We start from the raw sequence: 22,627 nt of genomic DNA, 5'->3' as shown, positions 1-22,627 counted from the left end.
GCGCGCGGCGAGGTCTCTTGAACAAACGCGACAGCGGGGCGAGCTGGTTGACCTTGCCCCTGGGGCAAGGCCGAGGGTCCCGGGTCATGGACTTCTACCTGAAGCAGACGCCGTACAGCGACCCCGGCGAGCTGGATCTCGACGGCCTGCCCCGTGATCCGGCCGGACTCGCCCGTCTCGTAAGGGATCTGATCATCCATCGGGGAGAGGGCGAACGCCTGGGGCATCCCGTCCCCGAGGACCGTCAGCTCGACGACCCCGAGTCACGGTACGTCCGCGAGATCCTGCGGGTCCTGCGCGAGCGCGGGGACGGGCCGCTCACCGCGAAGCGGCCGTACGACGAGCGGTTCGCCGGCACGTGCCGGGACTTCTCGCTGCTGCTGTGCGCGCTGCTGCGGGCCACCGGCACGCCGGCCCGGATCCGCTGCGGCTTCGCCGCGTACTTCGTGGCGGGCTACCACGACGACCACTGGGTCACCGAGTACCGGCTGCCTGACGGGAGGTGGCGGCTGGTCGACGCGCAGGTGCTGCACCCCGCCTACGAGCTCTCCTTCGACCCGCTGGACGTGCCGAGGGACCGGTTCCTGGTGGCGGGGGACGCGTGGCGGGCGTGCCGGGAGGGCGGGGCCGATCCGGGGACGTTCGGGGTCTGGTTCCACGGCGACCTCGACGGCCTGTGGTACATCCGCACCAACGTGTTCCTGGACCTCGCCGCGGTGAACGGGGTGGAGCTGCTGCCCTGGGACGTCTGGGGCCGGGTGGTCCGCGGCGACGCCGGCCTCAGCGAGGACGAGCTCGCTCTGGTGGACGTGGTCGCCGCGGCCCGTACCGACGACGACTTCCGACGGCTGTACGCGGACCCGCGGCTCGCGGTGCCGGACGAGGTCATGTCGTACACCGCACGCAGCGGCTACCGCGAACTCCGGAAGGTCAGCCTCCCGAGGGTGCCGTCATCTCCACGAGCTTGACGACGGTGTTCCAGTTGCGGCTGGTGGCGATCACGCCCTTGTTCAGCCGGGGCTTGGACAGGTGCTCGGCGAGCTTGGAGCGGCCGAGGCCGTTCGGGGCGTAGAGGTACAGGGCGCGGTCGCCGAGCCTGAACTCCTCGGGCAGATAGGCGGCCTGGTCGATCTCCGCGAAGCGCTCGGCGTCCACGGGCGCGGAGAAGTAGGTGACGTGGAGCTGCGTGGCCTCCAGTTCGGCGGCCGGGAAGGGGCAGGCGTCGGCGATCGTCTTCAGATAGGCGTGGTCGCGCACGATCACGTCGACGGCGAAGCCGAACCGCTTCTCGATCGCGCCGGCCAGCTCCGCGGCGAGGGACTCCTCGTCGCCGTGGTCGCTCGCGAAGACGGCCTGGCCGCTCTGGAGGTACGTGCGTACGCCGTCGTGGCCGAGGCCCTCCATCAGCGTGCGCAGGTCGGCCATCGGGACCTTCTTGGCGCCGCCCACGTTGATCCCCCGCAGCAGCGCCGCATACGTCGTCGTCATCCGCACACCATAAGGCGGCCGTCGGGCCCCGCCTGTGCGACGGGGCTCCGCGCCGACGGACCGGACATCCCGGTAGATGTAAGGGACCGCTGTCCTACCCAGTGGGGAGGGCGCGGGGTCCAAGGGGATGATTCCTGCGCGCCGCACCTCACCGGGCAGCACGACGAGATGGCTTTATCCGGCCCATACCTTCGAAATGAAAGGTGGCGGCAGGGGGCCGGCACCGCTCACGAGGGGGCAAGCCCATCATGGCGAACGGAGATACACGGGTACGGGGACTGGCCGCCCGGGCCGGCGGCTGGAGCGCCCGACACCGATGGGCTGCCGTCGGCATCTGGGTGCTGTTCGTGGTCCTGGCGATGGGGCTCGGCTCGGCGGCGGGCCGGGTCGACGTCAAGGACAGCGACCAGCTGAAGGGGGAGACGCACACCGCCGCGAAGATCATCGAGGACGCCGGCATCGACGAACCGGCCGGCGAGACCGTACTGATCCAGGCGAAGGACGGCGGCGTCACGGCCACGGACGCCCAGTTCAGGGCCGCCGTCACCGCGGTCGTCCGGGCGGTGGAGGGGACCGGCGAGGTCACGGACGTGACGTCGCCGTACGACACGGACACGATCTCGAAGGACGGCCGCAGCGCGCTGGTGCAGTTCGACATACGCGGCGACGCGGAGACCGCGGGCGAGCGGGTCGAGCCGGTGCTGAAGGCCGTCGAGGGGGTGCAGAAGGAGCACGGGTCGCTGCGGATCGAGGAGATCGGCGGCGCCAGCATGATGAAGACGTTCGACGACGCGTTCGGGGACGACTTCAAGAAGGCCGAGTACTCCGCGGTGCCGGTGGCGCTCGGCATTCTGCTGATCGCCTTCGGCGCGCTGGTGGCCGCGCTGCTGCCGGTGGCGCTGGCGGTCACCGCGATCATGGCGACGATGGGCCTGATGGGCGTCGTCAGCCACGTGATGCCGATGAGCGAGACCGCCAACTCCGTGATGCTGCTGGTCGGTCTGGCCGTCGGCGTCGACTACTGCCTGTTCTATCTGCGCCGCGAGCGCGAGGAGCGCGAGGCCGGACACGACGCCCAGACTGCTCTGCGGATCGCCGCCGCGACCAGCGGCCGCGCGATCGTCGTCTCGGGTGTCACGGTCTGCGTGGCCATGGCGGGCATGCTGTTCACCGGGCTCGCCGAGTTCGAGGCGATGGGCCTGGCCTCGCTGATGGTGGTCGCCGTGGCCATGATCGGATCCGTGACCGTGCTGCCCGCGGTGCTGTCGCTGCTGGGCGAGCGGGTCGAGAAGGGCCGCATTCCGTTCCTGCGCCGCCGTCGCAAGGGCGGCAGCAGCGACAGCCGGTTCTGGACGGCCGTGCTGAAGGGCGTGCTCGCCAGGCCCGTCATCTCCGTCGTCGTGGCGGCCGGCGCCCTGCTGGCGATCGCGGCGCCCGCGCTCGGCATGAAGACCCAGAACCTCACCCTCGACCAGGAGTTCGGCGACTCGCTGCCCATCGTGCAGACCTACAACCGGGTCAACGACGCCTTCCCGGGCGGCTCCGAGCCGGCCGAGGTCGTCGTCAAGGCCGATGACATCAACGCTCCCGCGGTGCGGGACGCGCTCGCCGCCTTCAAGGCGGAGGCGGTCGCTTCGGGCGCTTCGCGCGGCCCGGTCGAGATCAAGCTGCACGACCAGCAGAACATGGCCTTCGTGTACGTCCCGCTGGTGGGCGGCTCCGACCTCGACAAGGCGGGCGAGAGCCTGGACAAGCTGCGCGACGAGGTGCGTCCGGCCACCCTCGGCAAGGTCGACGGGGTGGACGCGCCGATCACCGGGCAGGTCGCCGGGTCGAAGGACTTCAACGACCAGCTGGCCGGAGCCGTCGTCCCGGTCTTCGCCTTCGTCGTGGTCTTCGCCTTCGCGCTGATGCTGCTGTCGTTCCGCTCGCTGACCATCGCGATCACCTCGATCGTGCTGAACCTGCTGTCGGTCGGCGCGGCGTACGGCATCCTCGTCGGCGTCTTCCAGCACGGCTGGGGCGCGTCCCTGGTGGGCGCGGAGGGGGTCGGCGCCATCATCACCTGGCTGCCGCTGTTCCTCTTCGTGATCCTGTTCGGCCTGTCGATGGACTACCACGTGTTCGTGGTCTCGCGGATCCGCGAGGCACGGCTGCGCGGCCGTACGACGAAGGACGCGATCCAGCACGGCGTGGTCACCACGGCCGGGGTCGTCACCAGCGCCGCGGTCATCATGGTCGCCGTGTTCGCGATCTTCGGGACGCTGTCCATGCAGTCCATGAAGCAGATGGGCGTCGGCCTCGCGGCCGCGGTGCTGATCGACGCGACGATCATCCGGGGCGTGCTGCTCCCGGCGGTGATGGCGCTGCTCGGCGAGCGCAACTGGTACCTGCCCAAGTGGCTGCACCGGCTGCCCGACCTCACCCACGACGAGTCGCCCGAGCCGGTGGCGCGGCCCGCGGCCCGGGACGACGAGGGTGAGCGGCTGGGGGTCTGAGGCTTCACAGGAAGGTGAACCACCCATGACTGAGGGCCCGTTGGCTACCGGGGTGCCAACGGGCCCTCTGCTGTGCCCGCTGCTTCTCTGCTCGCTCTATGCCTGCCGCACCGGCAGCTCGGCCTCGATGAGGTCGGCCGCCCGGCGCGTGCCGCCCTCCCCCGCCATCTGTGCCTGGATGTCCTTCAGCCGGCGGGCGGCCTCGGGGTCGTCGACGAGGGCGAGGGCGGTCTCCCGCAGCGCCTCGGCCGTCGCCTCCTCGGTGTCGAGGCGGCGGGCCACGCCGAGGCCCTGGAGCATGTCGGCGTTGCCGAACTGGTCCACGGCCTGCGGTACGGCGATCATCGGGGTGCCCGTGGCCAGGCCCTCCTGGCTGCCGCCCGCACCGGCGTGCGTGACGAACAGGTCGGCCTGCTTGAGGATCGCCAACTGCGGTACCCACGAGCGCACTTCGACGTTCGCGGGGACGTCCCCCAGCTCGGCCGGGTCCACTCGCTTGCCGATCTGGAGCACCAGGTGCCAGCCCGGCAGCTCGCCGAACGCCTTGACGCACTCCCGGTAGAAGCCCGGCTGCTTGGTGAACGCGGACCCCAGCGACACCAGGACCACCTTCTCGGCGCCGGCCGGCCGCTGCCAGTCGCCCTCCGCGCCGCGGTCGCCCTGGCAGGCCCCCACGAAGGTGTACACGCTCTCGTCGACCCGGTCGGCGTTCGGCTGCATCGCCTTCGGGATCAGGACGAGGGAGCGGGCGGGGTGGCCCGCGAAGTCGTCCGGGTGCTGAGTGATCCCGTTCTCCTCCAGCCAGGCGCGGAAGCGGGCGTAGTAGGCCTGTCCGCGCTCGGTCTTCCTGGGCTCCGCCCACATCGGCTCGGCCACCTCCTCCTTGTAGCCCTCCCAGGCGACGAGGTTCGGCGACAGGGAGACCGCGGGGACGCCCCAGCGGTGGGCGAGGACGCGGGCCGGATAGGAGGCGATGTCGTGCAGCACGAGGTCCGGCTCGTCGGCCGCGTTCGTCTCGTATGCCTCGACGAGCTGCGGCAGCGCCTGGATCGCGTCGGCCAGGAAGGGTTCCACGTTGTCCAGGAGGGTGGTGCCCCAGGCCTCCGGGTCGTCGTCGGGCCCGGGCAGCGTCGAGTTCCAGGGCTTCACCTCGGCACCGGTCCCGGCGACCTTGTCGGCGAACACGGGCGGGATCGCGTACGTCACCCGGTGCCCGCGTGCGACGAGCTCGCGGATCACCTCCAGGCTCGGGTTCACGTGGCCGTGGGCGGCGATGGAGAACATGGCGATGTGAGCGGGTCGACTGGTCATGTCGTGGACCGTACGCAAGACGATACGTCTCGTGCAAAGTGTTTTCCGGGAAGGCGCTGCGGTCATCCGTCGGAACAGTTCGTGCCGGTCCCCTCGACGGGTCGGCCGCGCGGGCCCGTGACGGTCACCGGCAGCGGTTCGGTGCCTGGGTCGGCCACGCGCTGCGCCCCGAGGGCCGTGCAGAGCAGCTGGTCGGCCGCGAGGCCGGTCACCTCCCCCATCGCGGCGGTCAGTTCGATCGACACACGGTCGTCCGTCGCCGTGACCTTCACGAGGTCGGCCGTACGAACCTCCTGCGGCACCGGCATGGCGCCGTCCGTGGCCGGGGCGGCCGGGGCGGCCGGGACGGCCGTCGGCAGGAGCCCCGGCAGCGGCAGCAGCGTGGTCAGGCGCTTGACGCGTTCCGCCTCGGTCGGGCCCTCGAGCAGTACCTCCACCGCCGACTCGACGTCGACCGGCGCGACGGTCCTGCGGGGGACCGCGACCAGGGTGCCGTCCGCCACGAAGTAGACCCGGATCGTCGGCACCACCCCGCTGGCGGGCCCGCCCGCCTGCACCACGCCGGTCGTGGGGATGCCGCAGGAGGCGAGCGCGCACAGCACGGGAACGGCCAGCAGCGCGGCTCGGCGCAGGGTCCTCACTGTCCACTCCCTCGGGTCGACTCGTCCCGCCGCAGCGGGAGTTCCACGGTGAAGACCGCGCCGCCCTCCGGACGGTTCGCCGCCCGGACGGTGCCGCCGTGCATCCGGACGTTCTCCGCCGTGATGGCGAGGCCGAGGCCGCTGCCCTCGGTCCGGGTGCGGGCGGCGTCCGACTTGTAGAAGCGCTCGAAGACGTGGGGCAGCACGCTGTCGGGGATGCCGGGGCCGGTGTCCAGCACCTCGATGACGGCGGTCCGCTCCCCGCCCTCGTACAGGCGCAGGTGGACGGGACGGGCACCGTGCCGCAGGGCGTTGCCGACCAGGTTCGCGACGACGACGTCGAGGCGGCGCGGGTCGACCCGTCCGCGCAGCGCGTCGGGCGAGGGCAGACGGACGTCCACCAGGTCCGTCCAGGCGCGGGCGGCGAGCGTGCGCCGCAGCGACTCGGCGAGGTCGATCTCGTCCAGGTGCAGCACCGCCGCTCCCGCGTCGAAGCGGGAGATCTCCATCAGGTCGTCCACCAGCCGGGCCAGTTTCACGGTCTCCTCGCTGATCAGCCGGACCGCGGTGGCGGTGTCGGGGTCGAGGTGGGCGGCATCCTCGTCGAGGACGTCGGTGACCGCGGACATGGCGGCCAGCGGGGTGCGCAGTTCGTGCGAGACGTCGGCGGCGAACCGGCGGGCCCTGGCCTCCATGCCGCGCAGTTCGGCCACCGACTCCTCCAGGGCGGCGGCCGTCTCGTTGAACGTGTGCGACAGGTCGGCGAGTTCGTCGGAGCCGTTGACGTCGAGCCGGGTGTCCAGTCGGCCCTCGGCGATGCTGCGGGTGGCGCGGCGCAGTGCGCGCACCGGCCGCAGCACCCCGCGGGCGGCGAGCAGCGCGAGCAGCACGGCGAGGCCGAGGGCGGGCACGGTGGCCCGTTCGACGGCGGTGACCAGGGCGTCGACGTACGCCTGTTCCGTGGTCTGCGGGACGGTCAGGAACACCTGGACGCCGGACGCGTGCCCGGTCGCGGTGGTGCCGGCGGTGAAGGTGACCGACATACCGACGACGAGGGAGGTGTGATCGCCGCTGTCCACCCGCTGGAAGACGGTGGCCGTGCTGGAGTTGACCGCCGCGCGCAGGGCCGGAGTCAGCTCCTCGAACGGATCGTCGGGAGCGGAGGTGGCGCTCAGCCCGCCGTAGGCGACCAGCACCCGCCAGGTTCCGGCGGGTTCGGCGCCGGCCACGGAGGTGGCGAACCGGCGCAGTTCGAACTCGCCCGGCGGGACGCCGAGTTCGGGGGCGAGCCGGTCGATCTGGGTCCGCAGCAGCTTGATCACGGTGTCCTGGCTCTGCTGGAGCACTCCCGTGCGGGCCTCCCGGAAGGTCAGGGCACCCGTGGTCCCGGCGGTGAGCGCGGCGACCAGCGCGAACGCCACCACCAACCGCATGCGCAGACCGCGCAGTTGGGGCGCTCTGACCCGGGTTCCCGGCAGCCGCCTCACCGGGACGCGAACCGGTAGCCGAAGCCGCGCACGGTCTGGATGTAGCGGGGCTCGCGCGAGGGTTCGCCCATCTTGGCGCGCAGCCGTTTGACGCAGGCGTCCACCAGGCGCGCGTCGCCGTGGTAGCTGTGTTCCCAGACCGCCTCCAGGAGTTGCTGCCGGCTGAACACCTGGCCGGGCGAGGCGGACAGGGTGAGCAGCAGCCGCAGTTCGGACGGGGCGAGCGAGACCGGCGTGCCCTGCCAGGTGACCGAGAGGCCGGCCCGGTCGACGGCCAGGTCCCCGTACGTGTCGATCTTCGGTATGCCACCGTCGGCGGGCGCCCCGGCCGCCCGGCGCAGGACGGCACGGATACGCGCCGCCAGCACCCGCGCCTGCACGGGCTTGACCACGTAGTCGTCGGCTCCGGCTTCAAGGCCTACGACGATGTCCTCGTCGTCGCCCCGCGCGGTCGCCATGATGATCGGCAGCGTCTGGTCCAGGGCTCGCATCCCCCGGCACACGTCCAGGCCGGGCATGCCGGGCAGCATCAGATCCAGCACCACGACGTCCGGCCGGAAGGACCGCAGCCGCTCCAGCCCCTCCTCGCCCGTCTCGGCGGCGGCGACGTCGTGGCCCTGGCGGCGCAGGGCGAGCGCGACGCCCTCCCGCACGGCGCGGTCGTCTTCGATCAGCAGAACACGTGGCATGCACCCAGTATCCGCAGGCCCTCCACATGCCCGGGACTCTGTTACCGGATGATCACATGAGACCCCAACGCCAGCCCGTTACGGTTTCGTTACCGTCCGGGCCAGATCCCATCACATCGCGGTCACAGCCTGAACGACCATGACCGCGCACCGAGCAACCCCGTCCCGCACCCGCCGCCGCAGGAGCGGCCGCGCGCACCCCTCCGCGCGCGGGCGGAAGGGACCACTGTGGGGAGGACTGGCCGCGCTGGCCCTCCTCGGAGCCACCGGATTCGCGGCCGTGGGATGGACGTCCGCGGACCGGGGAGGGGCCGGGGCCGGGGGCGACTCCGCCGCGCGGGACGAGCCCACCGGGCGCGCGACGTCCAGCCCCACCCCGCCCAGTCCTTCGGTCAGCCCGTCCGTCAGCCCGTCCGTCAGCCCGTCGAGTCCCTCCGCCGACCCTTCCGAGCCGGTCGTCCCGGCCACGGGACCGGGCACCTTCACGACCGCTCCCGGCGGGAGCGCCAAGGTGGGGAAGGGGACGGCCCTGCGCTACCGGGTCGAGGTCGAGGACGGCCTGAAGCTGTCCGCCGCGGCGGTCGCCGAACAGGTGGAGGGCATCCTGGCCGACCGGCGCGGCTGGACGGCGGACGGCCACTCGGCGTTCCAGCGGGTGTCGGGCGGCAGCACCGACTTCGTCGTACGCGTCGCGACACCCGGGACCGTGGACAAGATCTGCGGTCAGTACGGGCTGGACACGGGCGGCGAGGTCAACTGCAGCGTGGACAAGAACGTGATGGTCAACCTCAAGCGGTGGGAACTGGCAACGCCCGTCTACGCCAAGGACGTGACGTCCTACCGGGCGCTGATCATCAACCACGAGGTCGGCCATTTCCTCGGGCACGGTCATGTCACCTGCCCCGGCCCGGGCAAACCTGCTCCCGCGATGATGCAGCAGATCAAGGGCATGCACGGCTGCGTGCCCAACGTCTGGCCGTACGACGACGAGGGGCGGTACGTCACCGGCCCCGCCGTTCCCTGAGCGGGAGGCTCAGCGCTGATACCGGGCCAGCACCAGGTTCCCGTCCTCCTCCAGGCGTTCGCGCAGTTCGCCGAGCCCGATCGCGCCGCTGTAGTACTCCTGCAAGGCGGGCGTGGCGACCTTGTCCTTCCACTCCGGGTAGCCGCGCACGGACTGCGCCGGCGCCGGGCGCAGGTGCGCCGCGAGGGCCGTACCGGTGGCCCAGCCGTCCTTCGCGGTGTGCAGGGCGGGGTCCTTCAGGGCCTGGGTGCCGGTGGGCAGCATCCAGTCGCCCAGGGCCAGCCGGACCATGTTCGGCGGCCGGAGCAGGAAGTCGAGGAACGCGACGGCCTCCTTCTTGTGCGGGCTGTCCTCGGCGACGGACAGGGTCTGCGGGCTGACGCCCTGGGTGAGTCCGTCGGCACCGGCCGGGGCGGGCAGCACCTGCCACTCGAAGCCCTTCGGTGCCTGCTGGACGATCTGCTGGCGGTAGGAGAACCCCAGCGGGACCATCGCGTACTTGCCGCCGAAGAAGCCCGGCAGGGTGTCGGAGCCGCCGCTGCCCAGGGTCGTGGGCGAGGCGCTGTGGTCGGTGTTCGCCTGGTCGTGGATGGTGCGCGGCACGGTGTGGTCCGCCGGCTCGAACCGGATCGTCACCTTGCCGTCCGAACCCCGGTGGAAGAGTTGTCCGCCCGCCGACAGCGACAGGTTGAGGGTCGCGGACACGGGCTCCTTGAGCGGCCAGGCCACGCCGTACTTTCCGTCGCCACTGAGCTGTCCGGTGATCCGCCGGAACTCCGCCCAGCTCCACGGCTGTTCGGGCGTCGGAATCCGGACGCCGGACTCCTTCAGCCACTTCGCGTTGGCGATGAGCACGCGCGGCTCCTGGAGGAACGGCACGCCGTAGATGCCGTCGCCGAAGGTCGCCGTGTCCCAACTGCGCTGCGGGATGTCCGACTTGAGACGCTCGGGCAGCAGGTCGGTCAGATCGGTGAGATAGCCGCCGTACGCGAAGTCCGCGAGGTCGTCGGAGGCGTCGTGGATGATGTCGGGTGCCTCGCCGCCCTCGAAGGAGGTGAGGAGCTGGTCGTGGACACTGTCCCAACTGCCCTGGACATACTCGACCTTGACGTCGGGATGGGTCGCGTTCCACTCCTTCACCAGGTCCTTGTTGGCCTCGACGGACTCCTCCTGCCAGGCCAGGGACTGGAACCGGAGGGTGACGGGCCCGTCCGCGGAGGTACCGCCGCCGCTGGTGCAACCGGCGAGAAGCAGCAGCAGGACGACGATCCATCGGGTGCGCATCAGCTCTTCACCGCCCCGGAGAGCATGCCGCCCGTGATCCGCCGTTGGATGATCGCGAAGACGACCAGTGAGGGAAGAGTGGCGAGGAAGGCGGCGGCGGCCAGCGGGCCGAGGTCGGCGACGCCCTCCGCGCCGATGAAGTGGGTGAGGACGACCGGCAGGGTCTGTTTCTCGGGCGTCTTCAGCAGCACCAGCGCGAAGAAGAACTCGTTCCACGCGGTGATGAACGCGAACAGCCCCGTTGCCACGATCCCCGGCGCGAGCAGCGGCGCGGTCACCGACACCAGCGTCCGCACCCGACCGGCCCCGTCGACCGCCGCCGCCTCCTCCAGCTCGGCGGGCACGGCACGGACGTATCCGACGAGCATCCACAGCGCGAACGGCAGCGCCCACACGACGTACACCAGGACCAGCCCCGCCAGCGAGTTGATCAACCCCAGGTTCTTCAGCACCAGGAACAACGGGATGATCACCAGCACGAGCGGGAACGCCTGACTGACCACCACCCAGCCCGTCGCGGCCTTCGCCAGCCGGGTGCGGCGGCGGGCCATGACGTAGGCCAGCGGGGTCGCGATCAGTACGGCGACCAGGGCGGCGCCGAGCGCGGCGAGCAGGGAGTTGCCCGCGGCTCGCAGCAACGGCTGTTCGTCGAAGGCCTGCCGGAAGTTGTCGAGGGTGGGGTCCTCCGGGATCCAGGAAGGGTGCAGACTGCCCAGCTCCCGCGGCGACTTGAAGGCGGTGGACACGAGCCAGAGGAAGGGAAAGGCGAGGAAGACGAGATACGCGAGCAGCGCCGCGTACTGGCCGACACGGCCGCCGGTGCTGGTCCTCATGTGTCGTCACCTCCCCTGAGCCGGCCCACCAGGAACAGGGCGAGCAGCACCGAGATCACGGCGACCATCACGCAGCCCATCGCCGCCGCGTAGCCGAACTGGCCGTAGCGGAAGGCCTCTTCGTAGGCGAAGAGCATGGGCAGGCGGGTGCGGCCGCCGGGGCCGCCGCTGGTCAGGACGTACACCAGGGCGAAGGAGTTGAAGTTCCAGATGAAGTTGAGGGCTGTGATGGCCAGCGCGACCGGCCGCAGAGCCGGCCAGGTGACCGTCCGGAAGCGGCGCCAGGCGCCCGCGCCGTCCATCGCGGCCGCCTCGTGGAGTTCGCGCGGGGTGTTCTGCAGACCGGCGAGCAGCGCGACGGTCGTCTGCGGCATGCCGGCCCAGACGCCGACGACGATCACCGCGGGCAGGGCCGTGCCGAGGCCGCTGAGCCAGTCCCGGCCGTCGCCGAGGCCCAGGTCGCGCAGGGTCTCGTTGAGGACGCCCGCGTCCGGGTTGTAGACGAGCCGCCACATCACGCCGACCACGACCTCCGGCATGGCCCACGGGATGATCGCGAGGGCGCGGGCCAGCCAGCGCAGCCTCAGCTCCTGGTTGAGGAGGAGGGCGAGGCCGAGGGCGAGCAGGAACTGCGGGACCGTCACCCCGACCGCCCAGACCAGGCCGATCCGGAACGACTCCCAGAACAGCGTGTCGTGCAGCAGGTCCCGGAAGTTGAGACCGCCGATCCACTGCGTGGGCTGAGTACGGCCCGACTGCGCGTCGGTGAAGGCCAGCAGGATCCCGTAGAGCAGCGGTCCGACGCTCAGCACCAGGATCGGGATCAGCGCGGGCAGCACCAGGAACCAGGCCCCGTGGTCCGGCGGCGGCCTCCGTCCCCCGTCGGCACGCGGCGCGCCCCGCGCCGACCGCTTCGTCGCGGTCACCAAGGTCACGTGATCGGCTCCTTCGCGCGGCTCACGACGGGAATCTGTCGGACAGGTCCTGGGCCCGGTGGGCCTCCGTCATGGTCGTGAAGGCGGTATGCACCGTCAAGGCAGCGCGCACACGGTCCTACCTGTGCGAATGCGAGACTGGCCGGAGGATGGCCGGATCGCGACGCCGGGTGCGGGAGCATGCGGTGGAAGACGGACAGGGAGGCGGACGGATGGACGAGGCACGGGCGCGGGAGGTGCTGGCCGCGGCGGATGTGCTGCCCGGCCCGGCGCGGGACGCGCGGCTGCTCGCCCTCGGCGAGAACGCGGTGTTCGTCACCGGTGACCTGGCCGTCAAGGTGGGCCGGGACGCCGAACTCCTCGACCGCGCACGCCGCGAACTGAACGTCGCGGCGTGGCTCCAGGAGGCCGGCGTGCCCGCGGTACGGGCCGCCGAGCCCAAGGCGCTCCTGGTCGAGGGGCACCCGGTGACCGTGTGGCACCGGCTGTCCGACCCCGTACGGCCCGCCGAACCCCAGGATTTGGCCGAATTGCTCCGGTCCGTCCATGCCCTGCCCTCCCCCGGCTTCACCCTGCCGCCCCGCGAGCTGCTGGACGGCGTGGAACGCTGGCTGCGCCTCGCGGGCGACGCGGTCGACCCCGCCGACGCGGCGTATCTGCGCGAGCGGCGCGACGGTTTCGCCACGGCGGCGGCTGCGCTGACGCCGCAGCTGCCGCCGGGGCCCATCCACGGCGACGCCCTCCCCCGCAACGTCCATGTCGGGCCGGACGGGCCGGTGCTGGTGGACCTGGAGACGTTCTCCGGGGATCTCCGGGAGCACGATCTGGTGGTGATGGCGCTGTCCCACGACCGCTACGGCCTGCCGACCGAGGCGTACGAGTCCTTCACCGAGGCGTACGGCTGGGATGTGCGGGAGTGGGAGGGGTGCTCGGTGCTGCGGGGTGCTCGGGAGACGGCGAGCTGTGCGTGGGTGGCCCAGCATGCGCCGAGCAATCCGAAGGCGCGGGAGGAGTTCGAGCGGCGGGTGGGGTCGTTGCGGGACGGGGACGAGAAGGTGCGGTGGTTTCCGTTCTGAGCGCCTGAGGTCGCGGGGCTCATTCTTGTGGCGCGGCTGCGGGTGCTTCGTGGCTGGTCGCGCCCACGCGGCGGAGCCGCATATCAACACAGCCCCGCGCCCCTGGCGGCGTCACCCTTGCCCTCGGTGTCTTGGTCCTGGATGGTCCGCGCGGCGCGGCGCAGCTCGGTGAGGACCGTACGGACCGCTCTGCGCGCAGCACGTTCCGGGCGGTGCAGGGCGTCGATGTGCCGTCTGGCCTGGACCTCGACGATGGGTCTGAGGACCAGCTCGGGATGCGGACGCGTCGTCCAGCGTGGCATCAGCGCGATACCGCCGCCCGCGGCCACCGCCTCCGCCGCCACCGAGAACTCGTTGATGGTGTGGGCCAGGTGGAGCCTTCGCCCCGCCGCCGCGGCGATCGCCTCGATGGTCGCCCTGACCGGGAAGCCCTCGTGCACGGCGATCCACGGCTCGTCGGCCACGTCGCCGGGGGTGACCCGCCGCTTGGCGGCGAGCGGATGGTCGGCGGGCATGGCCACGTCGAGCGGTTCCCGGAGCAGCGTGGTCGCGGTCACCGCGCGCGGCCACGGCGGGGCGTGCTCCAGACGGTGGGCCAGCACCACGTCGTACTCACGGGTCAGCCGGGGGAAGTCCTCCTGCGCGACGTCCTCGTCCGCGAGCGCGAGCACCGGATGGCCGGGCCCGGCGAACGCACGCAGCAACAGCGGGAAGAACGCGGCGCCCGCGCTGTGGAACGCCGCCACCGACACCTCGCCGTCCGGCCGCCCCACGAACTCCTCGACGGTGTGCCGGGCGCGCGCGAGTGCCGTCTCCACCTCGATCGCCGCGCCCGCCAGTGCCTGCCCGGCGTCCGTGAGCACCAGCCGCCGCCCTTCGCGCTCGGTCAGGGGTACGGGGATCGAGCGCTGCAACAGCCGCAGTTGCTGCGAGATCGCCGACGGTGTCACCAGCAGCGCCTCGGCGACCGCGGTGACGCTGCCCAGTTCGCCCAGCTCCCGCAGGATCCGCAACTGCCGTTCGTCCACCCCCTCAGTGTAGAAGGACCGTGTAGGACTGCTAAAAGATCCTTTTAGAAAGTGGTTCTGGGCTTCAGTGGCCCCGCCGGTGCACCGTAGGCGGGTGTCCGACTCCCGCCGTATCGATGCGGTACTCCTCCTGGTCGCGCTCGTCTGGGGTTCCAGTTATCTGTCCGCCCAGACCGCCACCGCGGCCCTCCCCGTCCTGGTGGTCCTCTTCGCGCGGTACGCCCTGTCCGCACTCGCCTGTCTCGGGCTCGTCGCCGTCCGCGCCGGGTCACGGCAGGGCTCCCGGCGCGGTTCCCGACGCTGGACCCGCGACGAGCTCCGGGCCGGTGTGCCCCTCGGTGTCACCCAGGCCGCCGTCCTGGTCGTGGAGACGTACGGCGTCGCCCACACCACCGCCGCCAATGCGGGGCTGATCATCAGCCTGACCATCGTCCTCACCCCCTTCCTCGACCGCACCGGTCACCCGGGCGGCCTGCCTCCCGCCTTCTACGCCGCCGCCGGCGTGTGCGTCCTGGCCGTCGGACTCCTCATGTCCGGCAACGGCTTCCACGCGCCTCGCCTGGGCGACCTGCTGATGCTGGCCGCGGCGTTCGTCCGGGCCGCCCACGTGGCACTCGTCGGCCGGCTCACCGTGGGCCGGGTGGTCCGCCCCCTGCAGCTGACGACGGTGCAGACCCTCGTCGGCTCGGCCCTGTTCCTGATACTTGCGGCCCGCGAGCTGCCGACCCTGGCCCGCGCCGACGCCGCGACCTGGACGCAACTCCTCTATCTCGCCCTGTTCTGCAGTGTGTTCGCCTTCCTCGCCCAGACCTGGGCCGTCCAGCGCACCTCCGCCAGCCGGGCCGGCCTGCTGCTGGGCACCGAGCCGATCTGGGCCGCGGCGGTGGGCATCGCCCTCGCCGGCGAGCACTTCACGCCGCTCGCCGGCCTCGGCGCGGCCCTGATGGTCGCCGGGACCTACTGGGGGCAGGCGGTGGAACGCACCCACCGGGCGGCGACGGCACAGAAGACCTCCGTCACCGCAGACACTCCCACCCCAGACACCCCCGGCCCAGAGGAGCCCTCATGTCCGGCCCCGACACTTACGAGCACCTGATCTCCCTGCTCGACGACTCCTCCGTCGACTACCGCCTCATCGACCACCAGCCCGAGGGCACCACCGACAAGGTCTGCGCGCTGCGCGGACACCCCGCCTCCGAGGCCGCGAAGTGCATCGTGCTGCGGGTCAAGGTCGACCGGCGCACCACACGCCACGTCCTCGCGGTCGTCCCCGGGGACCGGCGGGTGGACCTGGGTGCCGTCCGCGCGTTGTTCGATGCCCGATACGTCGGCTTCAGCGACGCGGAGACAGCCGAGCGGCTCGCCCGCGCGGTGCCCGGCACGGTCCTGCCCTTCAGCTTCGATCCCGAGCTCGAAGTCGTCGCCGACCCGGACGTGGTGGCACAGCCGAAGCTGTACTTCAACGCGGCCCGGCTGGACCGGTCCCTGGTCCTCTCGGGTGCCGACTACGCGCGGCTCGCTTTGCCCCGGGTGGAACCCATCGCAAGCCCCGCCGCGGTGTGACGCCCGGCGTCAGACCGGCTCGTCCGCAAGCTCCCGCAGCGGCCAGGTGCCGTCCACCACCGCGTCCGCCTCGCCCTTGCGGCGCAGGAAGCTCTGGAAGTCCGCCGCCCACTCGGCGTACCACTCGATCTGGCGGCGGTGCAGTTCCGCCGGGCCGAGGGTCGCGACCTTGGTGTGGCGGTCGGCTATCGCGCAGGCCAGCCGGGCCGCGGCGAGGGCGTCGGCCGAGGCGTCGTGGGCGGCGTCGAGCGGGACGCCGTACTCCCCGCAGACGGCTTCGAGGTTGCGCTTGCCGCGGCGGTAGCGGTCGGCCCAGCGGTCGATCGTGTACGGGTCGACGACCGGGGCCGGGTCGAGGCCGCCCAGACGGTCTCGCAGGGACGGCAGGCCGTACCGGCGCAGTTCGGCGGAGAGCAGGGTCAGGTCGAAGGCCGCGTTGTAGGCGACGACCGGCACGCCCGTCTTCCAGTACGTCACGAGTACGTCGGCGATCGCGTCCGCCACCTGGTCGGCGGGGCGGCCCTCGGCGGTCGCGCGCTCGTTGCTGATGCCGTGTACCGCCACCGCGTCCGCCGGGATCTCCATGCCGGGATCCGCCAGCCACTCCCGTCGCCCGATGGGCTGCCCGTCCCTGACCTCGATCACGGCCGCCGTGACGATGCGCGCCTCGCGCGGATCGGTCCCGGTCGTCTCCAGGTCGAAGCCGATCAGCAGCTCCCGGTGCCAGCCCATGGGCGGTCCCCCTTCTTGGTGGTGCTTTCCCCCAGTGGTCTCCACGATCCCACGTGCCACTGACAATCCGAGGACCGCGTTCCGCTTACGGACGTGCGCGGGGGGACAGTTCAGGACACCGGGCGCGAATCCGCCCAGGCCACCTCGAACTCCTCGCGGTAGGTGGGGAAGAGACCGGCCTCGTCGTCGACCTCGTCCGACTTGACCAGCTTGCTCCCGCCGCGCAGGACCAGGACCGGTGCCTCTATGCCCCGCGAGCGCCTCAGATAGGACTGCACCACGGCGATGCCGTCCGAGCCGTCGCCGTCGACGAGGTACGCGGTGAAGCGGGGCGTCTCGTCGTAGACCTGGATCTCGAAGGCCCCGGGGTCGCGCAGCTTGGAGCGCACCCGGCGCATGTGCAGGATGTTCATCTCGACCGCGCGGCTCATCTCGCCCCGCTTGATGCCGAGTTCGCGCTCGCGCCGCTTGACCGCGCTGGACGCCGGGTTCAGGAACAGCAGCCGTACCCGGCAGCCGGACTCGGCCAGGCGCACCAGGCGGCGGCCGGAGAAGTTCTGCACCAGCAGGTTGAGGCCGATGCCGACGGCGTCGAGCCGGCGGGCGCCGCCGAAGATGTTCTCGGCGGGGAACTGGCGCATCAGCCGCACCCGGTCGGAGTGCACGGCGACCACGTCCCCGTACCGGTCGCCCACGAGGTCCTCGACCGCGTCGACGCGCAGTCGGCGCGCGGAGGGCACGTCGCCGGCCGTGCCGAGGATCTCCAGCAGCCGGGACGAGGCCCGCTCGGCCTGGCCCAGGACGGCCTCGGACAGGGCCCGGTTGCGCGAGACGACGTTGCGGGTGACCTCCAGCTCGTCCAGGGCGAGTTCGACGTCCCGGCGCTCGTCGAAGTACGGCTCGAAGCACGGCCAGTGCTGCACCATCAGCTCGCGCAGCTGGGGCAGGGTGAGGAAGCTGAGGACGTTGTCGTCGGCCGGGTCGAGCAAGTAGCCCTTGCGGCGGCTGACTTCGCGCACGGCGACCGCGCGCTGGACCCACTCCTGCCCGGCGGGACCGGCGGCGGCGACCACCCAGTCGTCGCCGTGGACGGGTTCGTAGATCGGGCGCAGAACGGCGGCCACGACCGCGCGCAGCCGCTGTTCGACGAGGTTCAGCCAGATGTAGGCCCGTCCGGCCCGCTGGGCGCGCGTACGGACCTCGCGCCAGGCGTCGGCGTCCCAGTCCAGCTCCGGCCCGATGGCACCTACATCCATCGGCCGGGCCAGGGATACCGTGCCGGGCGGGACGTCTGTGGAGTGCCCCTCGTGACCCTCGTCACCAGGGGGCAGCTCCCGCCCTCCCGAGCCCACCCGCGCACCGCCTTCCGCTCCCCCGAGCACTACCCGTCTCGACGATCAAGGAAGGGTACTCCGGGAGCGGTGGGCGGTGCAGCCGGATGGACAGGTCGTTTCTCAACTACCGTTCGCCGGACGTCCGTTCTCACCGGCGAGGGCGGGCGGAGTGAGCGGATTCATAGCGGTGACGTCACGCGGGGCGATGGAGAAGCCCTGCCAGTGGACCGGCATGGGCTGCTGGTCCTCGTCCCGGGCTATGTGGTGGAAGCCGACGTTCACCCAGGCCACGGGGTGGCTGAGGGTCTGCCCGTTCACCCACTTGTCGACGGACTTGGGATGGGTCCGGGCGCAGCGCGGGTTGTTGCTGGCGAACAGCTCGCACTTGTTGTACTGGGTGAAGTAGACGTCGTGCTGGGTGAAACTGCGGCCCGGGTAGCGGGTGGTGGGGCCGGGGACGATCTCGTACGAGCGCGCGTGTCCGTCCTTGTTCTTGCCGGTCGCGCTGACCATGCGCCACCAGCGGTAGGCCTTGGCGTCGCCGGCGCGTTCCTTGGTGACCTTGGTGCGGGTGGTCTTGGTGGTCGGGGTCAGCCGGCCGCGGGTGGTGACGGCCGAGTCGTACTGCTCGACCCGGTTCTTGGTGGAGCCGTCGAGGGCGAAGTCGAGCCGCCAGAAGGCGTTGTGGCTGTGGCTGGTGGCCTTGCCCTTGGCGCCCTTGCCGATGGGCCAGCCGCGCCCGTCGCCCGCGTCGTAGTCGAACGGGGAGAGGCTGCCGGTCGCGCCGACGTTCATGTTGACCGTGCCGTCGTCCTGGAAGCGCCACTCGGTCATGTACTCGTACCAGCCGACCTGGTTGACCGTGTAGACGAGCAGGTCCTTGCCCTGGGCCTGGTAGACCTTGTTCCCGGTATCGCTCTGCATGCGGTAGGCGTGGCCGCGGGAGCGCGTGGTGGTGCACAGGCCCTTGACGTTCGGGTTCTCGCCCGGGTACTGGTCCGGGATCTTGACGGTCTTGATGGTGCCGCCGGGGCACTCGGCCGGCGCCAGCGGCATCAGGTCCTTGGCGAAGTCCTGGCCCGTGAGGTCGTCGTACTCCTCCTTCCCGTCGTCGTACGGGACGTGGATCTGGCCGAGCCGGGCGCTGTTGAGGACCTTGATCGGCTTGGGCTCGCCCTTGGGCTGGTAGGAGACGTCGTCCAGGACGAGGCCGGCCATCCCGTCGTAGCGCCAGCACATCCGCCAGGTCGTGCCGGTGGAGAGCTTCTGCTCGATGCGGTAGGCGGCGCTGCAGTCGGCGGCCGCCGCCGCGGCGGCTCTCGGCTGGGCGGCGGCCGGTCCCGTGCCGGTCGTCAGACCGGCGGCCAGCGCGGCCACGGCGAGGCCGAGGGCGGCCGGCCGCTTGCGGGCACGGCTGATGGTGTTCACACGCATGAAGAAGTGACTCCCTCGCAGGAGGTGCAGGTTCGAAATGGGACGAAAGCCGGACGGAAGCCGGACGAAGGCCGGAGGTACGCCGGCAGAAAGTCGGAAGAAGGCCGGCTCAGCGGTCGAGCTCGGCGACCTTGCGGGCGCTCAGGTCGATCACCAGGGACCTGGTGTCGATCCACGGCCCGTTCTTGACCTTCGGGAACAGCCGCACGCAGCGGTGCTCGCCGCACTTGTCCAGTGCGGCGGACTGGGCACCCGGCGCGGCCCGGTAGACGCCGCCGCTCAGCCGCAGCTGGTCCGGGGAGGTGAGTTCCTGGCCGGTGGCGTCCTTGTAGTCCGCCTTGAGGCCCGCGCCCAGCGGGTCGGCGATCAGGAGCCTCGCCGCCTCGATGGTCTCGGCACGGCTCGGCGGCGGCTGGACGCCCCGCTGCTCGCTGGTCCCCACGACCTTCCCGGAGTCGAGGTCGACCGTCTTGGTGACGAGGGTGTCGTCCCGGTAGTCGTAGAACGTCACGTCGGCGCGCCGGGGCGCGTCGGTGGCGTCGGCCTCGTCCGCTTCCGGTTCGGCGACGTCGACGGTGAGGCGTTGCGGGCCGCGCTCGCCCTCGACGTCCTCGGTGGCGTTGAACAGCTGCTGGTTCACCGCGATCCGCTCGACCCGCGCGATCTCGTCGTCGGTCAGCGGATCGCTGCCCTGGCCCTTGTCGCCCTCGGCCGGGGCCTGCTCGACGACACCGGGCGCCACGGCCGCGCCCTGCTCCTGGCCCTGGCCTGTCTCCTGCACGGACCGGCTGTCCGCCTGTCCGCCGTCCGTGTCGTCGGCCCCCGCCGACCCCGGCAGCGTGATGCCGACCATCACGGCGGTCGAGGCCACCGCGATGGCCGTACCGGCCACCACCTTGCCGAGATGGCGGCGCACTGTGTCGCGCACGTCTTCCCCCTGCTCCCCCACGATCCCGGGAGTATGAATTTGCCCCACTGGTTCGGCATACCGGCCACGTGTGACGGGGTATGCACTGGTCGCCCGGTAAGAGGGACCCAAGTCATAGGTGGTTCCATCACTTTCGTGGACACTCGGGGCCAAGGCGCCCCCAGCGGCGCGGGACACCTGGAAGAGTCGTATCCATGCAGGTCTGGCCTGGAGAGGCGTATCCGCTCGGCGCCACGTACGACGGCGCCGGCACCAACTTCGCGGTCTTCTCGGAGGCCGCGGACCGAGTAGAGCTGTGTCTGCTGCACGACGACGGCTCGGAGACGGCGGTGGAACTGCGGGAGAGCGACGCGTTCGTACGGCACGCGTATCTGCCCGGCGTCATGCCGGGACAGCGGTACGGCTTCCGGGCGCACGGCCCGTACGCCCCCGAGCGCGGTCTGCGCTGCAACTCGGCGAAGCTGCTGCTCGACCCGTACGCGCGCGCGATCAGCGGTTCGATCCACTGGGGCGAGGAGGTGTACGGCTACCACTTCGACGCGCCCGACCGGCGCAACGATCTGGACTCGGCGCCGCACATGATGGCGTCGGTCGTGGTCAACCCGTACTTCGACTGGGGCGACGACCGGCGGCCGCGCACCGAGTACCACCACACGGTGATCTACGAGGCGCACGTCAAGGGCCTCACGATGCGGCATCCGGGGCTCCCGGAGGAGCTTCGCGGCACCTATGCCGCGCTGGCACACCCGGCGATCATCGAGCACCTCACCGAGCTGGGCGTCACGGCGCTGGAGCTGATGCCCGTACACCAGTTCGTGAACGACCACCGGCTGGTCGACATGGGGCTGAACAACTACTGGGGCTACAACACCATCGGCTTCTTCGCCCCGCACAACGCGTACGCCTCCTGGGGCGACCGCGGCCAGCAGGTCCTGGAGTTCAAGTCGGCGGTGCGGGCGCTGCACGAGGCCGGTATCGAGGTCATCCTGGACGTGGTCTACAACCACACCGCCGAGGGCAACCATCTGGGCCCGACGCTGTCCTTCAAGGGCCTCGACAACCCGCAGTACTACCGCCTGGCGGACGATCCCCGCTACTACATGGACACCACGGGTACCGGGAACTCGCTGCTCATGCGGTCCCCGCACGTCCTGCAGCTGATCATGGACTCGCTGCGGTACTGGGTCACCGAGATGCACGTCGACGGGTTCCGCTTCGACCTCGCGGCCACCCTGGCCCGGCAGTTCCACGAGGTGGACCGGCTGTCGTCGTTCTTCGACCTGGTGCAGCAGGATCCGGTGGTCTCCCAGGTGAAGCTGATCGCCGAGCCCTGGGACGTCGGCGAGGGCGGCTACCAGGTGGGCAACTTCCCGCCGCTGTGGACCGAGTGGAACGGCAAGTACCGCGACACCGTACGGGACATGTGGCGCGGCGAGCCGCGCACGCTGGCGGAGTTCGCGTCCCGGCTGACCGGCTCGTCCGACCTGTACCAGGACGACGGGCGGCGCCCGCTCGCCTCGATCAACTTCGTGACCTGCCACGACGGCTTCACCCTGCACGACCTGGTCTCGTACAACGAGAAGCGCAACGACGCCAACGGCGAGGACAACCGGGACGGCGAGAGCCACAACCGGTCGTGGAACTGCGGGGCGGAGGGCGAGACCGACGACCCGGCCGTGCTGGAGCTGCGGTCGCGGCAGATGCGGAACTTCATCGCCACGCTGATGCTGTCCCAGGGCGTGCCGATGATCAGCCACGGCGACGAGGTCGCGCGCACCCAGCGCGGCAACAACAACGCCTACTGCCAGGACAGCGAGCTGGCCTGGGTGCGGTGGCCGGAGGCGGACGGGCCCGACCGTGAGCTGCTGGACTTCACGCGCGCGATCGTGCGGCTGCGCAAGGAGCATCCGGTCTTCCGCCGGCGGCGCTTCTTCCACGGCCGGCCCGTAGAGGGCACGCACGACGAGCTGTCGGACATCGCCTGGTTCACTCCCGCGGGCAAGGAGATGACCCAGCGGGACTGGGACCGGGCGCAGGCGTCCGCGCTGGCGGTGTTCCTGAACGGCAACGCGATCTCCGAGCCGGGCGCGCGCGGGGAGCGGATCACCGACGACTCGTTCCTGCTGATGTTCAACGCCTCGCCGAAGACCCTGGAGTTCGTGGTGCCGGTCAACCACGGCCGGCAGTGGCAGGTCCTGGTCGACACCGCCCGCACGGACGGGGTGCCGCCGGGCACGGTCGCGAAGGTGCAGGCCGGGGACCGGCTGACGCTGGTGGACCGGAGCATGGTCGTGTTGCAGCGGCCGGTCTAGGCGGGCGTCACGCGCGCGTGCCTGTTGTCG

General features: G+C 71.4%; 19 protein-coding genes and 1 pseudogene. 7 read left to right on the top strand and 13 right to left on the bottom strand.

From position 1 onward, the window contains the following. Nucleotides 1-86 precede the first annotated feature (86 nt). Nucleotides 87-968 carry a transglutaminase-like domain-containing protein gene (locus QFZ76_RS38740; RefSeq protein WP_307678037.1) on the top strand — a complete coding sequence of 294 codons (882 nt, stop codon included), beginning with the start codon at nt 87-89 and terminating at the stop codon, nt 966-968. Here the strand turns inward: QFZ76_RS38740 and QFZ76_RS38735 are convergent. Continuing rightward, nucleotides 931-1,488, bottom strand: coding sequence for a DUF1697 domain-containing protein (locus tag QFZ76_RS38735; protein WP_307678036.1), 558 nt, complete (start codon nt 1,486-1,488; stop codon nt 931-933). The two genes, QFZ76_RS38740 and QFZ76_RS38735, sit on opposite strands and share 38 nt — an antisense overlap. Before the next feature lie 248 nt (nt 1,489-1,736). Here QFZ76_RS38735 and QFZ76_RS38730 point away from each other — a divergent pair, with 248 nt between their 5' ends. Further along, nucleotides 1,737-3,986, top strand: a complete 2,250-nt coding sequence (locus QFZ76_RS38730; RefSeq protein WP_307678035.1) for an MMPL family transporter — start codon at nt 1,737-1,739, stop codon at nt 3,984-3,986. Between the two features lie 96 nt (nt 3,987-4,082). On the opposite strand, the pseudogene mgt reads toward QFZ76_RS38730, so the two are convergent. The 4 genes and pseudogenes from mgt to QFZ76_RS38710 form a co-directional block, all read right to left on the bottom strand. Next, nucleotides 4,083-5,334: pseudogene (mgt, locus tag QFZ76_RS38725) on the bottom strand (macrolide-inactivating glycosyltransferase). A gap of 25 nt (nt 5,335-5,359) precedes the next feature. Next, nucleotides 5,360-5,938 (bottom strand): hypothetical protein, encoded by a 579-nt coding sequence (locus QFZ76_RS38720; protein ID WP_307678034.1) that lies wholly within the window; start codon nt 5,936-5,938, stop codon nt 5,360-5,362. Further along, nucleotides 5,935-7,371, bottom strand: coding sequence for a cell wall metabolism sensor histidine kinase WalK (locus tag QFZ76_RS38715; protein ID WP_307678033.1), 1,437 nt, complete (start codon nt 7,369-7,371; stop codon nt 5,935-5,937). The genes QFZ76_RS38720 and QFZ76_RS38715 overlap by 4 nt, the downstream gene beginning before the upstream one ends. Before the next feature lie 50 nt (nt 7,372-7,421). Then, entirely contained in the window at nt 7,422-8,114 is a 693-nt protein-coding gene (locus QFZ76_RS38710) for a response regulator transcription factor (RefSeq protein ID WP_307678032.1), read from the bottom strand. Nucleotides 8,115-8,253: 139 nt separating this feature from the next. Between QFZ76_RS38710 and QFZ76_RS38705 the strand changes: the two genes are divergently transcribed. Beyond that, nucleotides 8,254-9,138 (top strand): DUF3152 domain-containing protein, encoded by an 885-nt coding sequence (locus tag QFZ76_RS38705; RefSeq protein WP_373464414.1) that lies wholly within the window; start codon nt 8,254-8,256, stop codon nt 9,136-9,138. Between the two features lie 9 nt (nt 9,139-9,147). On the opposite strand, the gene QFZ76_RS38700 is transcribed toward QFZ76_RS38705, so the two are convergent. Genes QFZ76_RS38700 through QFZ76_RS38690 form a run of 3 tightly spaced genes read right to left on the bottom strand, consistent with a single transcriptional unit; the run spans nt 9,148 to nt 12,190 of the window. Next, on the bottom strand, nt 9,148-10,422 hold the full coding sequence (locus tag QFZ76_RS38700) for an ABC transporter substrate-binding protein (protein WP_307678031.1): 1,275 nt from the start codon (nt 10,420-10,422) through the stop codon (nt 9,148-9,150). Beyond that, complete coding sequence (locus tag QFZ76_RS38695) at nt 10,422-11,255, bottom strand: carbohydrate ABC transporter permease (RefSeq protein ID WP_307678030.1); 834 nt, start codon at nt 11,253-11,255, stop codon at nt 10,422-10,424. The genes QFZ76_RS38700 and QFZ76_RS38695 overlap by 1 nt, the downstream gene beginning before the upstream one ends. Beyond that, the gene (locus QFZ76_RS38690; RefSeq protein WP_307678029.1) at nt 11,252-12,190 is read right to left on the bottom strand and encodes a carbohydrate ABC transporter permease; all 939 of its coding nucleotides are present in this window, start codon (nt 12,188-12,190) and stop codon (nt 11,252-11,254) included. Before QFZ76_RS38690 ends, QFZ76_RS38695 begins: the two co-directional genes overlap by 4 nt. A 212-nt stretch (nt 12,191-12,402) precedes the next feature. On the opposite strand from QFZ76_RS38690, the gene QFZ76_RS38685 reads away from it, so the two are divergent. Next, entirely contained in the window at nt 12,403-13,266 is an 864-nt protein-coding gene (locus tag QFZ76_RS38685; protein WP_307678028.1) for a phosphotransferase enzyme family protein, read from the top strand. Between the two features lie 83 nt (nt 13,267-13,349). On the opposite strand, the gene QFZ76_RS38680 is transcribed toward QFZ76_RS38685, so the two are convergent. Further along, nucleotides 13,350-14,294 (bottom strand): LysR family transcriptional regulator, encoded by a 945-nt coding sequence (locus tag QFZ76_RS38680; protein WP_307678027.1) that lies wholly within the window; start codon nt 14,292-14,294, stop codon nt 13,350-13,352. Between the two features lie 94 nt (nt 14,295-14,388). Here QFZ76_RS38680 and QFZ76_RS38675 point away from each other — a divergent pair, with 94 nt between their 5' ends. Both QFZ76_RS38675 and QFZ76_RS38670 read left to right on the top strand, forming a co-directional pair. Then, nucleotides 14,389-15,390 carry a DMT family transporter gene (locus QFZ76_RS38675; RefSeq protein ID WP_307678026.1) on the top strand — a complete coding sequence of 334 codons (1,002 nt, stop codon included), beginning with the start codon at nt 14,389-14,391 and terminating at the stop codon, nt 15,388-15,390. After that, entirely contained in the window at nt 15,360-15,857 is a 498-nt protein-coding gene (locus QFZ76_RS38670) for a YbaK/EbsC family protein (protein ID WP_307678025.1), read from the top strand. Before QFZ76_RS38675 ends, QFZ76_RS38670 begins: the two co-directional genes overlap by 31 nt. A 9-nt stretch (nt 15,858-15,866) precedes the next feature. On the opposite strand, the gene QFZ76_RS38665 is transcribed toward QFZ76_RS38670, so the two are convergent. From QFZ76_RS38665 to QFZ76_RS38650, 4 genes are all read right to left on the bottom strand, one after another. Further along, nucleotides 15,867-16,589, bottom strand: coding sequence for a 3'-5' exonuclease (locus QFZ76_RS38665; protein ID WP_307678024.1), 723 nt, complete (start codon nt 16,587-16,589; stop codon nt 15,867-15,869). 110 nt (nt 16,590-16,699) lie between these two features. Continuing rightward, nucleotides 16,700-17,941 (bottom strand): SAV2148 family HEPN domain-containing protein, encoded by a 1,242-nt coding sequence (locus QFZ76_RS38660; RefSeq protein ID WP_307678023.1) that lies wholly within the window; start codon nt 17,939-17,941, stop codon nt 16,700-16,702. Between the two features lie 102 nt (nt 17,942-18,043). Beyond that, nucleotides 18,044-19,357, bottom strand: a complete 1,314-nt coding sequence (locus tag QFZ76_RS38655) for a copper amine oxidase (RefSeq protein ID WP_307678022.1) — start codon at nt 19,355-19,357, stop codon at nt 18,044-18,046. A 109-nt stretch (nt 19,358-19,466) separates the two neighbouring features. Continuing rightward, complete coding sequence (locus tag QFZ76_RS38650) at nt 19,467-20,285, bottom strand: Tat pathway signal sequence domain protein (protein WP_307678021.1); 819 nt, start codon at nt 20,283-20,285, stop codon at nt 19,467-19,469. Between the two features lie 194 nt (nt 20,286-20,479). Here QFZ76_RS38650 and glgX point away from each other — a divergent pair, with 194 nt between their 5' ends. Continuing rightward, nucleotides 20,480-22,597 carry a glycogen debranching protein GlgX gene (glgX, locus tag QFZ76_RS38645; RefSeq protein ID WP_307678020.1) on the top strand — a complete coding sequence of 706 codons (2,118 nt, stop codon included), beginning with the start codon at nt 20,480-20,482 and terminating at the stop codon, nt 22,595-22,597. Nucleotides 22,598-22,627 lie beyond the last annotated feature (30 nt).

Origin of the sequence: Streptomyces sp. V4I2, from assembly GCF_030817655.1 — a bacterium.
GTDB lineage: Bacteria > Actinomycetota > Actinomycetes > Streptomycetales > Streptomycetaceae > Streptomyces > Streptomyces plumbiresistens.
Note: the sequence above shows the minus strand (reverse complement) of the source record. Positions and strands in the feature narration are given on the sequence as shown.